Source organism: Bradyrhizobium sp. I71 (assembly GCF_022354745.1).
Taxonomy (GTDB): domain Bacteria; phylum Pseudomonadota; class Alphaproteobacteria; order Rhizobiales; family Xanthobacteraceae; genus Bradyrhizobium; species Bradyrhizobium liaoningense.
This window is the reverse complement of record NZ_CP059398.1, coordinates 1473693-1485798: the sequence shown is the minus strand read 5'-3', so window position 1 is coordinate 1485798 and position 12106 is coordinate 1473693. Positions and strand designations below refer to the sequence as shown.

22 protein-coding genes are annotated in these 12106 nt (G+C 64.3%); 20 read left to right on the top strand and 2 right to left on the bottom strand.

Features of this window, described 5'->3' with window-relative positions; all coding sequences use genetic code 11:
* The first annotated feature begins 302 nt into the window (after positions 1-302).
* From FJV43_RS07405 to FJV43_RS07310, 20 genes are all read left to right on the top strand, one after another.
* Positions 303-623, top strand: coding sequence for an iron-sulfur cluster assembly accessory protein (locus FJV43_RS07405; protein WP_239625781.1), 321 nt, complete (start codon positions 303-305; stop codon positions 621-623).
* A 39-nt stretch (positions 624-662) separates the two neighbouring features.
* The gene (locus FJV43_RS07400; protein WP_239625779.1) at positions 663-956 is read left to right on the top strand and encodes a NifU family protein; all 294 of its coding nucleotides are present in this window, start codon (positions 663-665) and stop codon (positions 954-956) included.
* A gap of 13 nt (positions 957-969) precedes the next feature.
* Entirely contained in the window at positions 970-2166 is a 1197-nt protein-coding gene (gene nifS, locus FJV43_RS07395) for a cysteine desulfurase NifS (RefSeq protein ID WP_239625778.1), read from the top strand.
* Positions 2163-2384, top strand: a complete 222-nt coding sequence (nifT, locus tag FJV43_RS07390) for a putative nitrogen fixation protein NifT (RefSeq protein WP_061026926.1) — start codon at positions 2163-2165, stop codon at positions 2382-2384. Before nifS ends, nifT begins: the two co-directional genes overlap by 4 nt.
* Complete coding sequence (locus tag FJV43_RS07385) at positions 2384-3250, top strand: SIR2 family protein (RefSeq protein ID WP_239625776.1); 867 nt, start codon at positions 2384-2386, stop codon at positions 3248-3250. The genes nifT and FJV43_RS07385 overlap by 1 nt, the downstream gene beginning before the upstream one ends.
* Before the next feature lie 289 nt (positions 3251-3539).
* On the top strand, positions 3540-5102 hold the full coding sequence (gene nifB, locus FJV43_RS07380; protein WP_239625774.1) for a nitrogenase cofactor biosynthesis protein NifB: 1563 nt from the start codon (positions 3540-3542) through the stop codon (positions 5100-5102).
* 10 nt (positions 5103-5112) lie between these two features.
* Positions 5113-5337, top strand: coding sequence for a 4Fe-4S binding protein (locus tag FJV43_RS07375; protein ID WP_025037807.1), 225 nt, complete (start codon positions 5113-5115; stop codon positions 5335-5337).
* Positions 5338-5351: 14 nt separating this feature from the next.
* Positions 5352-5660, top strand: coding sequence for an iron-sulfur cluster assembly accessory protein (locus FJV43_RS07370; protein ID WP_061026928.1), 309 nt, complete (start codon positions 5352-5354; stop codon positions 5658-5660).
* A gap of 11 nt (positions 5661-5671) precedes the next feature.
* Positions 5672-6202, top strand: coding sequence for a hypothetical protein (locus tag FJV43_RS07365; protein WP_239629348.1), 531 nt, complete (start codon positions 5672-5674; stop codon positions 6200-6202).
* Complete coding sequence (locus tag FJV43_RS07360) at positions 6195-6968, top strand: 4Fe4S-binding leucine-rich repeat protein (RefSeq protein WP_239625772.1); 774 nt, start codon at positions 6195-6197, stop codon at positions 6966-6968. Before FJV43_RS07365 ends, FJV43_RS07360 begins: the two co-directional genes overlap by 8 nt.
* Positions 6965-7282, top strand: a complete 318-nt coding sequence (locus tag FJV43_RS07355; protein WP_131870840.1) for a nitrogen fixation protein NifZ — start codon at positions 6965-6967, stop codon at positions 7280-7282. The genes FJV43_RS07360 and FJV43_RS07355 overlap by 4 nt, the downstream gene beginning before the upstream one ends.
* Positions 7282-7521, top strand: a complete 240-nt coding sequence (locus FJV43_RS07350) for a nitrogen fixation protein NifZ (protein ID WP_061026964.1) — start codon at positions 7282-7284, stop codon at positions 7519-7521. Before FJV43_RS07355 ends, FJV43_RS07350 begins: the two co-directional genes overlap by 1 nt.
* Positions 7522-7531: 10 nt before the next feature.
* Entirely contained in the window at positions 7532-7891 is a 360-nt protein-coding gene (locus FJV43_RS07345; RefSeq protein WP_239625770.1) for a hypothetical protein, read from the top strand.
* Positions 7892-7905: 14 nt separating this feature from the next.
* Positions 7906-8175, top strand: a complete 270-nt coding sequence (locus FJV43_RS07340) for a hypothetical protein (protein WP_131870842.1) — start codon at positions 7906-7908, stop codon at positions 8173-8175.
* Positions 8172-9380 carry a DegT/DnrJ/EryC1/StrS family aminotransferase gene (locus FJV43_RS07335; RefSeq protein ID WP_239625769.1) on the top strand — a complete coding sequence of 403 codons (1209 nt, stop codon included), beginning with the start codon at positions 8172-8174 and terminating at the stop codon, positions 9378-9380. The genes FJV43_RS07340 and FJV43_RS07335 overlap by 4 nt, the downstream gene beginning before the upstream one ends.
* 33 nt (positions 9381-9413) lie before the next feature.
* Positions 9414-9722, top strand: a complete 309-nt coding sequence (locus FJV43_RS07330) for a 2Fe-2S iron-sulfur cluster-binding protein (RefSeq protein ID WP_061026965.1) — start codon at positions 9414-9416, stop codon at positions 9720-9722.
* 16 nt (positions 9723-9738) lie between these two features.
* The gene (locus FJV43_RS07325) at positions 9739-9960 is read left to right on the top strand and encodes a hypothetical protein (RefSeq protein ID WP_061026935.1); all 222 of its coding nucleotides are present in this window, start codon (positions 9739-9741) and stop codon (positions 9958-9960) included.
* An 18-nt stretch (positions 9961-9978) separates the two neighbouring features.
* A complete protein-coding gene (locus tag FJV43_RS07320) occupies positions 9979-10428 on the top strand; it encodes a Rieske 2Fe-2S domain-containing protein (RefSeq protein WP_239625767.1) in 450 nt (149 codons plus the stop codon).
* Positions 10429-10439: 11 nt separating this feature from the next.
* The gene (locus FJV43_RS07315; RefSeq protein WP_239625765.1) at positions 10440-10607 is read left to right on the top strand and encodes a hypothetical protein; all 168 of its coding nucleotides are present in this window, start codon (positions 10440-10442) and stop codon (positions 10605-10607) included.
* A 20-nt stretch (positions 10608-10627) separates the two neighbouring features.
* Positions 10628-11056, top strand: coding sequence for a group II truncated hemoglobin (locus FJV43_RS07310; RefSeq protein ID WP_239625763.1), 429 nt, complete (start codon positions 10628-10630; stop codon positions 11054-11056).
* A 12-nt stretch (positions 11057-11068) separates the two neighbouring features.
* Here FJV43_RS07310 and FJV43_RS07305 read toward each other — a convergent pair whose 3' ends face one another.
* Entirely contained in the window at positions 11069-11314 is a 246-nt protein-coding gene (locus FJV43_RS07305; protein WP_239625761.1) for a hypothetical protein, read from the bottom strand.
* Positions 11315-11328: 14 nt separating this feature from the next.
* On the bottom strand, positions 11329-12096 hold the full coding sequence (locus FJV43_RS07300) for a dienelactone hydrolase family protein (protein WP_239625759.1): 768 nt from the start codon (positions 12094-12096) through the stop codon (positions 11329-11331).
* Between the last annotated feature and the right edge of the window lie 10 nt (positions 12097-12106).

The following is a 12106-nucleotide window of genomic DNA, read 5'->3' as shown; positions in this document are numbered from 1 at the left end:
TGGCCGGCGCGAAGCTCTCGATCGCCCTTATGCAAGGAGTTTGCCGCCTGCCTGCGTATCCGCCGAAAGTTCGAATGCAGCGGGAATCCGGACGGCTCGGCGCGACCGCTGCACTTCGCCCGGTATGGCGTTGCCATTCCACGTGTCCAAGCGCCGCGAACGCCCCCTGTCGCAAACCCGACAAGCGTCGCAAAGGCAACAGCCGGGTGGTGGAACGAAAATGCAGCAATTTCAGACCTATGTGCTCTGGCACGAGACTTGCGATCCCTCATTGGAACAGACCCAGATAGCGAGGGCGAGCGATGATCAACCTGACGGACAGCGCGGTGAATGCGGTGAAGACCGCGATCTCCTCGGCGGCGCAGCCGGCGAGCGGCTTGCGTATCATGGTCGAAACCGGCGGCTGCGCCGGTTTCAAATACATGATGGGCCTCGCTGAAGAAGCCAAGCCCGACGACACCGTGATCGAGCACGGCGGCGTGAAGGTGTTCGTGGACAACCAGAGCCACGAGCATCTCAACGGCACCACGATCGACTTCGTCGTGGCGCTGGAGGGCTCCGGCTTCACCTTCGACAATCCAAATGCCAAGTCGAGCTGCTCTTGCGGCAAGTCGTTCAGCTGAGCGGCGCTCGTCGCCGATCCGCAAGAAGGAGAATGTGAAATGCTCGTCGAATCCGAACACCACAAGCAGTTGCCGGCCGCCGAACCCAATGAACGTGAACGCATCGTCCGCGCCGTGCTCGACGAGATCCGGCCCAATCTGAAGCGCGACGGCGGCGATTGCGAGCTGCTCGAGATCGATGGCAACAAGATCATGGTCAGGCTCACCGGGGCCTGCGTGTTCTGCAAGCTGGCGAGCGCGACCCTCGAGGGTATTCAGGCCCGGCTGATCGAACGGCTGGGCGAGTTCGTTCGCCTGATTCCCGTCGCCGGAGCGGCCAAAGCGCGCCATTGAGGAGAGGGGTTCCGTGCGGCCGATCTACCTCGACAACAACGCGACGACCCGCACGGATTCCTCAGTCGTCGCGGCGATGCTGCCGTTCTTCTCCGACCAGTTCGGCAACGCGTCTTCAATGCACGCCTTCGGTAGCGACGTTGCCGGGGCGGTGAAGGAGGCGCGGCGCAGCGTGCAGGCGCTGATCGGTGCCGCCTTCGACCACGAGATCGTCTTCACCTCGGGTGGCACCGAGTCGGACAATGCGGCGATCCTGTCAGCGCTCGCCACGCAGGAAGGACGGGACGAGATCGTCACCACCGCCGTGGAACATCCCGCCGTGCTGTCGCTGGTCGAAGAGCTGGGCAGCCGCGGCATCAAGAGCCATCTCATCCCCGTGGATACACGTGGCCGCCTGGACATCGAGGCCTTTCGGCGCGCGCTGGGACCACGCACCGCGATCGCATCCGTGATGTGGGCCAACAACGAGACCGGCACGGTCTTCCCGGTCGAGTTCCTCGCCAAGATGGCGCGTTCGGCCGGTGCGCTGTTTCATACCGATGCGGTGCAAGCGGTCGGACGACTTCCGATCGATCTCAAGACCAGCGAGATCGACATGCTCTCGCTCTCCGGCCACAAGCTGCACGGTCCCAAGGGCATCGGCGCGCTCTATGTGCGCAAGGGAACGAAATTCAAGCCGCTGCTTCTGGGTGGTCCTCAGGAACGCCGCCGCCGCGCCGGCACCGAAAACACTCCGGGGATCGTCGGTCTCGGCAAGGCAGCCGAGCTTGCAGCGGTGACATTCGAGCAGGAGCGGGCGCAGATCGCCGCGTTGCGCGACCGGATGGAGCAGGGGATCCTGCGGCTCGACCATTGCATGGTGCTGGGCGACGTCAAGAGCCGGCTGCCGAATACCTCGAACATCGCCTTCGAGCATGTCGAGGGCGAAGCCATCATCCATCATCTGAACCGTGCCGGCATTGCCGCCTCGCTGGGATCGGCCTGCGCCTCCGGATCTATGGAGCCCTCGCATGTGCTGCGTGCGATGAACGTGCCGGCCGCGTCGTTGCGCGGCGCGATCCGCTTTTCCTTGTCGCGCGAAACCACCGGCGACGAGATCGACCGCGTCCTGCACGCATTGCCGGACATCCTATCGAAACTGAGAGCATTGTCTCCGTCCTGGCAAGGGCGCGCGAGCGACACCTCTCGTCCTGCGGAGATGAGCCTATGAAAGTCATGATTCGCCGTTCGCCGGAGACCGGCCTGTCGATCTACGTGCCGAAGAAGGATCTCGAGGAGCCGATCGTGGAAGCCGAGCACGAGACGCTGTGGGGCGGCTGGATCCGGATCGCGAACGGTTGGGTGCTCGATCTGCCGCAGATGGCTGCCGATACCAACCTGCCGATCACGATCAACGCCAAGAAGCGTGGCGGTGAGGGAGACGAGTGATGAACGCGCCGGTCCCCCAGATCGAGTTCGCCAATCCGGCCGATGCCGAGGCGATTTTCCGCGAGGTTGTCGGGCGGCTTCGCAGTGGCAGCGTCATTCCCTATCTTGGAACTGGCGTGACCGAGCTGTCCGCGCCAAGCGTGCCGATGAACCCGGAAGGTCTCGCGGCATTTCTCGGTAGCAAGGTTGCGCTGCCGCGGCGGGCCAGGGGCAACGCCTGGGCCGCGGCGCAGCACATCGAGAGCACGCGGCATCGCGCCACCGTGACGGCCCTGATGTCGGAGGCCTTTGCGACGCCGGTCGCGCCGACATCATTGCATCGGTATCTCGCCACGCTGCCGCTCCCCCTGATCGTCGATAGCTGGTACGATGGCGCGATGCGCACGGCGCTGGCCGGTCGGGACGACTGGGGCGAGATCCAGGGCATCACCCGCGCCGGCATCGGCGAGGATCGCTGGTATCGGTTTTACGATGCCACCGGCCAGGAGGTCGACCGCGCCCGGGCCAAGGACTGGACCACGATCCTCTACAAGCCCCATGGCAGCGTCGCGCCGGCGAAGAACTTTCTGATCTCCGACGCCGACTATGTCGAGGTCTTGACCGAGATCGACATCCAGACGCCGATCCCGGACGAGGTGAAGGCGCGGCGCGCGGGCCGAAGCTTCCTGTTCCTCGGCTGTCGCTTCAACGATCAGCTCCTGCGCACCTATGCGCGACAGGTCTCGAAGCGTTCCGCGGACATCCACTATGCCGTCGTCGAGCCGGACATGCTGTCGAAGAACGAGCTGCGTTTCCTGGTGAGCCAGGGCCTGACGCCCCTGGGCATTCCGCTTGCACGCGCTGTCGAGATCGTGCTGGCGGGCTGACCCTCCCTCGAGTTGCTGATCTGGTGATCTCCGCGCGAGAAGTCTTCGCGCGGAGATCGCGCGTCCATCGACGCGTCTCGTCGACCATGTCGCGTCTGTCACCTTTCCAACATGCGTTGGCAACCCGACATTCTTTCGCACGAGCTCTAACTCCTTGAAGCAAGCCAAGAAAGTCGTCGGCGCGACGGTGGCATGCGGGTTGCTAATACCTTTCTAGAACCACTCTTAGGACGTTTCTCGAAATCCGGGTCCCGCAAAATCCGTTCGGCCTGCAAGGAGAACTGAGCACATGGACGTTTCAGCGCAACACGACGCGAGCAGCAATGGCAACGGTGCCGATGTCGGTGAGATCATGCAGGCCATCGCCGAGCACAAGGGCTGCGGCACCAGCGGCGGTAGCGGCAAGGCGAGCTGCGGATCGCAGGCCGGGCAGGGCGATCTGCCGACCGAGATCTGGGAGAAGGTAAAGAACCATCCATGCTACAGCGAAGAGGCGCATCATCACTACGCGCGAATGCATGTCGCGGTCGCGCCAGCCTGCAACATCCAGTGCAACTACTGCAATCGCAAGTACGATTGCGCCAATGAATCGCGCCCCGGCGTCGTCAGCGAGAAGCTGACGCCCGAGCAGGCCGCCAAGAAGGTGCTGGCCGTCGCCTCCACCATTCCGCAGATGACCGTGCTCGGCATTGCCGGCCCGGGCGATCCCCTCGCCAATCCGGAAAAGACCTTCAAGACCTTCGAGCTGATCTACAACACGGCGCCGGACATCAAGCTCTGCCTGTCGACCAACGGCCTGATGCTGCCCGATCATGTCGACACCATCGCGAAATACAATGTCGACCACGTCACCATCACCATCAACATGGTCGATCCCGAGATCGGCGCGAAGATCTATCCCTGGATCTTCTACAAGCACAAGCGCTACACCGGCTATGAAGCCGCCAAGATCTTGACAGACCGGCAGCTCCAGGGCCTCGAGATGCTCACCGAGCGCGGCATCCTCTGCAAGGTCAACTCGGTGATGATCCCCGGCATCAACGACCAGCACCTGGTCGAAGTCAACAAGGCCGTGAAGTCACGCGGCGCCTTCCTGCACAACATCATGCCGCTGATCTCCGCGCCGGAGCACGGCACCGTATTCGGCCTGAACGGCCAGCGCGGCCCGAGCGCGCAGGAGTTGAAGGCGCTGCAGGATTCCTGCGAGGGCGAGATGAACATGATGCGGCATTGCCGCCAGTGCCGGGCCGACGCCGTCGGTCTGCTCGGCGAGGACCGCAGCGCCGAGTTCACCACCGAGAAGATCATGGCGATGGAGGTCAAATACGACGCCGAGACCCGCAAGGCGTATCAGGAGAAGGTCGAGGAGGAGCGTGTCGCCAAGGTCGCGGCCAAGCAGGAGGAGCTTGCAGAGCTCGCCGGTGCATCCAGCGACATCAAGGTGCTGGCTGCGGTCGCGACCAAGGGCTCCGGCTTGATCAACGAGCATTTCGGCCACGCCAAGGAGTTCCAGGTCTACGAACTCTCGACGGCGGGCGCGAAATTCGTCGGCCATCGCCGCGTCGACCTCTACTGCCAGGGCGGTTATGGCGAGGAGGACAGCCTCGAGACCATCATCCGCGCCATCAACGATTGCCACGCGGTGTTCGTGGCCAAGATCGGCGGCTGCCCGAAAGGCGACCTGATCAAGGCCGGCATCGAGCCGGTCGATCAGTACGCCCACGAATATATCGAGAAGTCCGCGATCGCCTGGTTCAAGGCCTATCTCGACAAGGTCAACAGCGGCGAGATCGAGCACGTGGAGCGCGGCGATGCCGCCATCCGCCAGGGCGCGCTGATCTCGGCGGCTTGAGGAGGAATCGATGCCGTTCAAGATCATCGCCTCGCAGTGCACGAGCTGCTCGGCCTGCGAGCCGGAATGCCCGAATGTCGCGATCCGCGAAAAGGGCGGGACGTTCGTGATCGACCCGAAGAAGTGTACGGAGTGCCTGGGTCATTTCGACGAACCGCAATGTGTGGCGGTCTGCCCGGTCGACAATACCTGCGTCATCGATACGTCGCTGCCGCGCTACCAGGCGCCTGCTTGAGGGAGGAGAAGGAGATGAACTTCACGATTACACCGGCGGCGCAGAAGTTCATGCGCATGATGCTCCGCGTCGACGGCGGAGCGGGCAGCGGCTTCCGCCTCGCGGTCAGCCCCGGCGGCTGCTCCGGCCTTGCCGCCGACATCAGCGTGCGTACCGAACCGCAGGCCGGCGACGCGGTGGTCGAGCGTGACGGCGTCAAGCTGTTCCTCCCAGCCGAAAGCCGCCTGCTGCTCGACGGCGTCACCATCGATTTCGCGGATACGGCGACGCAGACCGGGCTCGTGTTCCACGATCCGAAGCAGGTCTCCTGCGGACATCACTGAAGGTGGCAATGATGCCCGACACGTTTGTCAGCCCGCAGGTCGAGATCAACGAGGCGCTCGTCACCGGCGCCTTGCTCGGGCGCGGGCTGCCGAGCGAGGCGGAACATCATTTGTGGGAAGCTGGCCTTTCCTATCACCTGGACGACATCGCGGAACGTCATCTGCGTGAAGCCGAGGCGCTCGCGCCCGACCACGCCGCTGTGCTGATCGGCCTCTATCGATTCTATTTCTACAAGGGCCGTCTCGCCGAGGCGCTCGCTGTCGCCCGTCGCTGCCTGCTCAAGGCGGCGCAGGAGAACAATCTTCCCGCCGATTGGCGCTCCGTGCGGGCTGGCGATGCCGAGTTCGGCCGCTACGAGAACATTCTGCCGCGCTTCTTTCTGTTCTCGCTGAAGGGCTACGCCTATCTGCAGATGCGCCTCGGCGAGACCGACGAGGGACGGCTCGCGGTCCAGAAGCTGCTGGAGCTCGATCCCACCGACAAGATCGGGGCCAAGGTGCTGCTGGGCGTGCTCGAGCGGATGGGGCACGACGATGAGTGACGACATCGACGAGGCCCTCGACTGGCAGGGCCAGCAGATCGATTGCACGGCCTGCGCCCATCTGGCGCTCAACCATGCCGGCGGCTGTCGGATCAAGCATGCCTGTGTCAACGATCGCTACGCGCGCCGCATCGATCGCTTCTTCAACTGGAATACGGGCCTCGCCGACGCCTATCTCGGCCATCCGCATTTCGAGGTTCGCGCGATCGCCGCAAAGTCCGCGAATCTGTTCCTGCTTCCGCCGTTGCTCGGCGACGTCGACGAGACGGTACGCTGGAACGCCGTTCGCCGCCTGCCCAGGCGCTACGCGCTGGAATTGCGCAAGGACCCGCACCGCGAGGTCCGGATGCGGGTCGCAACGCTGATCGATGGCGATGATCTGCTGCCGATGGCCTCCGACGATGACTATTACGTCCGTCTCGTCGTTGCGCGCAGGCTCGCGCCGCTGCTGCTCGGCCGGATGATCGGCGACGAGGAGGCGGAGGTTCGCCGCGTCGTGGCTCGGCGCATTCCGGACGAATGGCTGCTCGGCATGATCAACGACCGCGACGCCGCCGTGCGGCTCGACGTCGCGCAGCGCCTGTCGCCGGAGCCGCTGGCACTGATGCGCCGCGATCCGGATTGGCGCATCCGCTACGAGGTTGCGAGCCGTGCTGCGGCCGGCGAGATCATGGGGCTCGTCGAGGACCAGGACGGCCTGGTGCGCGAAATCGCGCGGTCGCGGGTCGCGGTACGGCTGGAACGAGGAACGGGAGCCTCCCTATGAGCAATATCGTCCGCGACAGCGACGTGGTCGAGCTGACGGCGCCTCCTTTCTTCAGCTTCGGCGAGAAGGTGCGCGCCAAGCGCACCATCCGCAACGACGGCACCTATGCCGGCAAGGAGATCGGCGACATCCTCGCGAAGAAGGGCGAGATCGGCTACGTGGTCTCGATCGGCACCTTCCTTCAGCAGTTCTACATCTATGGCGTCGAATTCCTCGAAAGCGGCAACCGCGTCGGGATGAAGCGCAAGGAGCTCGACCCCGTCACCCCGCGCGACGCGGTCGAGGACATTCCACTGCCGGAGACCGTGTCATGATGATCGAACCCAGATTGCCGAAATATCAATGGGGCCAGCGCGTGAAGGCGGCGGTGGACCTGCACAATGACGGCTCGTTTCCGGATGCGCCGGCCGAAGGTCTCCTCGTCCGCGTCGGCGGTACCGGGGAAATCGTCCAGGTCGGCAGGCATACCGACGCCAACCTGCCGATCTACCTCGTCGAGTTCGGCGAGCGGCTGGTGGTCGGCTGTCTCGAGGAAGAAATCAGTCCGCTCTAGGGATGTCACGATGAACGCCGCGGTGCTCAGACAGCCGGACATGCACTTGCCCCCGCATCCCAACGAGCTCGATGCCAGGCGGATCGAGCGCGCACTCGGATCGCGCAAGCGCTATCGCTATGTCTCGCCGGTGGTGAAGGGCGTGACCGGCGGGTATCTCGTGGAGAGTCCGTGCTGCTCGCGGAACATCGATGCCGAGGGCGGGGTCATCGACGTCGCGCTCCTGCATTACGACGCGGCGGGCGCGAGTTGGAAGCTGTTCCGGAAGGATCACGAAACCGGGTCCTGGAAGCTGCACGGCGTGCATCAGCGGCTCTTGTCGGCGACGGAGGTCCTGAACGCCGATCCCGAGCGCGTGTTCTGGCAATAGCGGGAGTTGGAAAGATGTCGCTGGCAGCAATCGAACTGGCTGAAATCGAGCAGGTGCTGGCATCCTCGGATGCGGCTCCACAGGCTTATGTCGAGTTGCGGCAAAGATTTCCCCATCTTGCCTGTATCCGTTGCGACGCCTCCGACGTGACGGAGACGCCATACCGCAGCTTTGGGGCGTTCGACCTGCATCTGCTCGACAGCGCCGATCATTGCGCCGCGATCACCGACGATCCGGCACGCGCGACCGGCATCGTGCTGGCGAAGCGGGCAGTCGTGTCATGACGGAGCCTGCTCTCGCCTATGACGGCGTTGCGGAGACGGACGAGCCCGCGGTCGCGGCTGGCCATGACTTCATTCCGCTCTCCGACCCCGACGTTACGCTGGCGGAGATCGCGGCGGTGGACGCCGTCCTGCGCTCGCCGCGGCTGTCCAGCGGTCCGCTCGCGGAAGAGTTCGAGGCCGCATTTGCGAGCTATGTCGGTCGTGCCTATGCGATCGCGGTGCCGAGCGGCACCATTGGCCTCATGCTCGCGCTGAAGGCGTACGGCATCGGCGCAGGCGACGAGGTCATCGCCTCGTCCTATTCCTTCCGCGAGACCGCGCATGCGATCAGCCTCGCCGGCGCACGGCCCGTGTTCGCCGACATCGACTATTGGTCGGGGACGCTGGCGCCGCAGAAGGTGGAAGAGCGCATCGCGCCCGCGACACGGGCCATTCTCGCAGCCAACACCAACGGCCATCCGGCGCCGTGGTCGGACCTGCGAGAAATCGCGGCGCGGCATGGCGCTCTCCTGCTGGAGGATTCTACCGAAGCGATCGGCTCGCGCTACAAGGGCAGGTTGGTCGGCAGCTTCGGTGACGTCGCCGTGTTCGATTTCGCACAGCCCTCGCTGCTGACCTGCGGCGAGGGTGGCATGATCGTCACCGACGACATCGATCTTGCCGTGACGTTGCGACGTCACCGCTCACATCGGCTGAACGAGCGATCCTCCGTTGTCGTGAGCTCGACGGCGGCCCATCAGGCCGGGATTAGCGATCTCGCGGCCGCACTTGGGCTGGCCCAGCTCAAGCGCATCGACGAGATCATCGAGCGTCGCCGGCTGGTCGAGCAGCTCTATGCGACGCATGTGCAATCGTTTGAAGGCATCAAGCCGCCCTATGTCGGTCCCGATGTGACCGAGGTGAACTGGTTCCTCTATCTCGTGCATCTTGGCACACGTTTCACCCGCTCCAGCCGGGATGCCATTGCCGAGGATCTCCGGGTCGAGCAGGTCGAGGCCGCGGCCTACAGCCATCCGCTGCATTTGCAGCGGCACTATTTCGATCTCGGCTACCGGCGCGGCGACCTGCTGGTGACCGAGAAGATCGCGGATCGCGCTCTCGCGCTGCCGTTCCATACCCATCTGACGGATAGCCAGATTGAATTCATCGTCGAGACCATGAAGGACGCCTCGATCAATGTAGGCGCAGGCGCGGCGATCTACTGAAGAGCCGATCACCAACGAAAGAGGATGACGACCATGACCACACTGACCGTTCTACCCGCAGGCAAGACCATCGAGGTTTCCGAGGGAACGACACTTCTGGCAGCGCTGCTCGGCGCCGAAATCGCGATCCCTCACAAATGCGAGGGGCAGGCGAAATGTGGTTCCTGCCACATCTTCGTGCAGGAGGGGCGCAAGGGGCTGTCGAAGATCGCGCGGCTCGAAAACGAGAAGCTCGACACCATTGTCGGCGTCGGGTCGAAGTCGCGCCTCGCCTGCCAGGCCACCGTGCTCGGCACGGAGGACGTCAAGATCGAGCTGCTCGGCTTCTCGTCGGGCATCTGAGCGCGGGAGCAGGACGATGGATACGCAGAAGCTCATTCTTCACACGCGCTTTGCGCCGAACGGCACCGTGGTCGAGATCAGCGAGCGGCCCGAGGGCCTCACGCCGCAGGCCTGGTTCAACTTTCTCAGCGACAAGGCCGGCGACGTCTATCAGACGCTTGCCGGCGGCCGGGGTGTGTTCCGGCTGACACGGGAAGAGCTGACGGCGCTGAGGCAGGCGGCCACGCCGGCGGCCTGACCAGTTGGAGGAGTGACGATGGGAGCGAGAGAGATCGACGTCTTCGTCATCTGCGCCAGCGACGAGATCGAACGCGGCGGCGCCAGGGCGTTCAGCCTGTCGCGTTTCGACGCGTCCGGCGAAAGCCGGCCGTTCCCGATCGTCGTGATCCGGACCCACGGCAACGAATATGTCGGCTACGTCAATGCCTGTCCGCATGACGGTGTCTGGCTCAACATCGGCAGTGGTGACTTCTTCACGCAGGACCGCGCGTTCCTGGAATGCGGTCGTCACGGCGCCACGTTCGAGATCGACAGCGGGCTCTGCATCGACGGCCCCTGCAACGGCAAGAGCCTCCAGCCCATCGCGCTTGCCGTGGTCGACGGCGAGGTCTGCTTGTGCGGCGAGCGGCTGGTCGAGGACGACCGTCCGTTCGGCGCCTTCGACGACCATGACGAGACCATGGACATCATGATCCACCCGGATTAGGAGGGCAGGGCGTGACCGTCGCGCAATTGCTCGATCGCCTCAAGGATCTCCCGCGGGACGCCGTGGTGCTGATAGACAGCGGCGACGGACTGTCGCGCGTCTCCACGCTGGAATTTGTCGCCGATCAAGGCCCGGGCGCGCCGGCGGAGGTTATCCTGTCGCCGAGCATGGACGAGTAGGTACAACAGAAGGCATCGGCATGAGCGATACGGTGGTCACTGTTTCAATGTTCGAGCGGATCGGCGGGCCGGTTGTCATCGACCGCCTGGTGGAAAGCTTCTATCGCCGGATGGACGCGCTCCCCGAAGCCGCCGGCATCCGCGCCATGCATGCGGACGACCTGACGTCGACCAAGCAGGTGCTGAAGCGATACCTCACCGAATGGACTGGCGGGCCAAAGCTCTATTCGCCGGAGAAGGGCCACCCGCGGCTGCGTCAGCGTCACATGGGTTTCCCGATCGGTAGCGCCGAGCGCGACGCCTGGCTGCTGTGCATGCGCGGCGCGCTGGGGGAGACGGTCGCCGACGAAGCGGCGCGGGCAGAGCTCGATGCCGCGCTCACCAAGCTCGCCGACTGGATGCGCAACCAGGCCGGCAATCCGCATGATGCGCGCGGCGGGCACGGCTGAGGGGACGCAGCGTCACTCCGACAGCGGCAGTCCAAAGAACTCCTCCTCGGCGCCGCCCCAGGCCTTGTGCAGGGCAAGGCCGCTCTGCCACTTGCCGATCTCGATATCATTTGCCAGGCGGTGTGTGATCTTGCCCTCCGGTTTCTCGGCCAGCAGGAAGGTCTTGCCGTTGCGGATGAAACGATTGAGGTCCTTGGTATCGGTCGGCCGCACGACGCAGCGCGGCGCATCGTCAATGAGAATCGTCGTCGGCATCATCGCGCTGGACTCCTTCAATCCATCGGCGGTCCGAGATCGTCGTTTTCCTTCTTCTTTTTCTTCTTCTCGGTCTTGGCCTGGGCGTAGGCGCCGGCATTCTTCAACAGGATCGGCTTCTGTCCCTCGACATATTGCGAGATCCAGAACATGGTCCGTTCCAGCGCCTTCGCCGCCGCGTCCTCGCGAAAACTGCCGCGCTCCTCGCAGCCGAAGCCTTGGGCTGCCTCCGGATAGGTGAAGGCGCTGACGTCGGGGCGCCAGGCGCGGAATTGGGTGATGGCCTCCAGCGGCAGCTCAGGATCGCTTTGGCAGAAGTGCAGGAGGGTCGGCACCCTGCGCTTTTCGCGATAGTCGGCGACCGTGTTGCTGCCATCATAGCCGATCACGCAGGCGATACCGTTGACCTTGTTCGCCGCGGAATAGGCGAGGTCGCCGCCCCAGCAATAGCCAACGAGCGCCACCTTGCCGGTGTCCTTCACGGCGTCGACCGTCGCCTGGATATCCGAGATCGCCTGCTCCTTGGCGATCTGCGCGCTGATCGCGGCTCCCTCGGCCTTGCCGTCCTGGTCGTGACCGAGGCTGACGCCCGGCTTCACCCGGTCGAACAGGGATGGCGCGATCGCTACGTAGCCCTTGGCGGCGAATGCATCGGCAATCTTCTGGATCTCGGGCGTGACACCGAAGACGTCCTGAAGGACGACCACGGCGCCCTTGGCCGCTTCGGTGGGGTCGGCACGATAGGCGGAGAAGCTCGCTCCGTCGCTGGCCGTCAGTTCGATCATTGTATCCTCC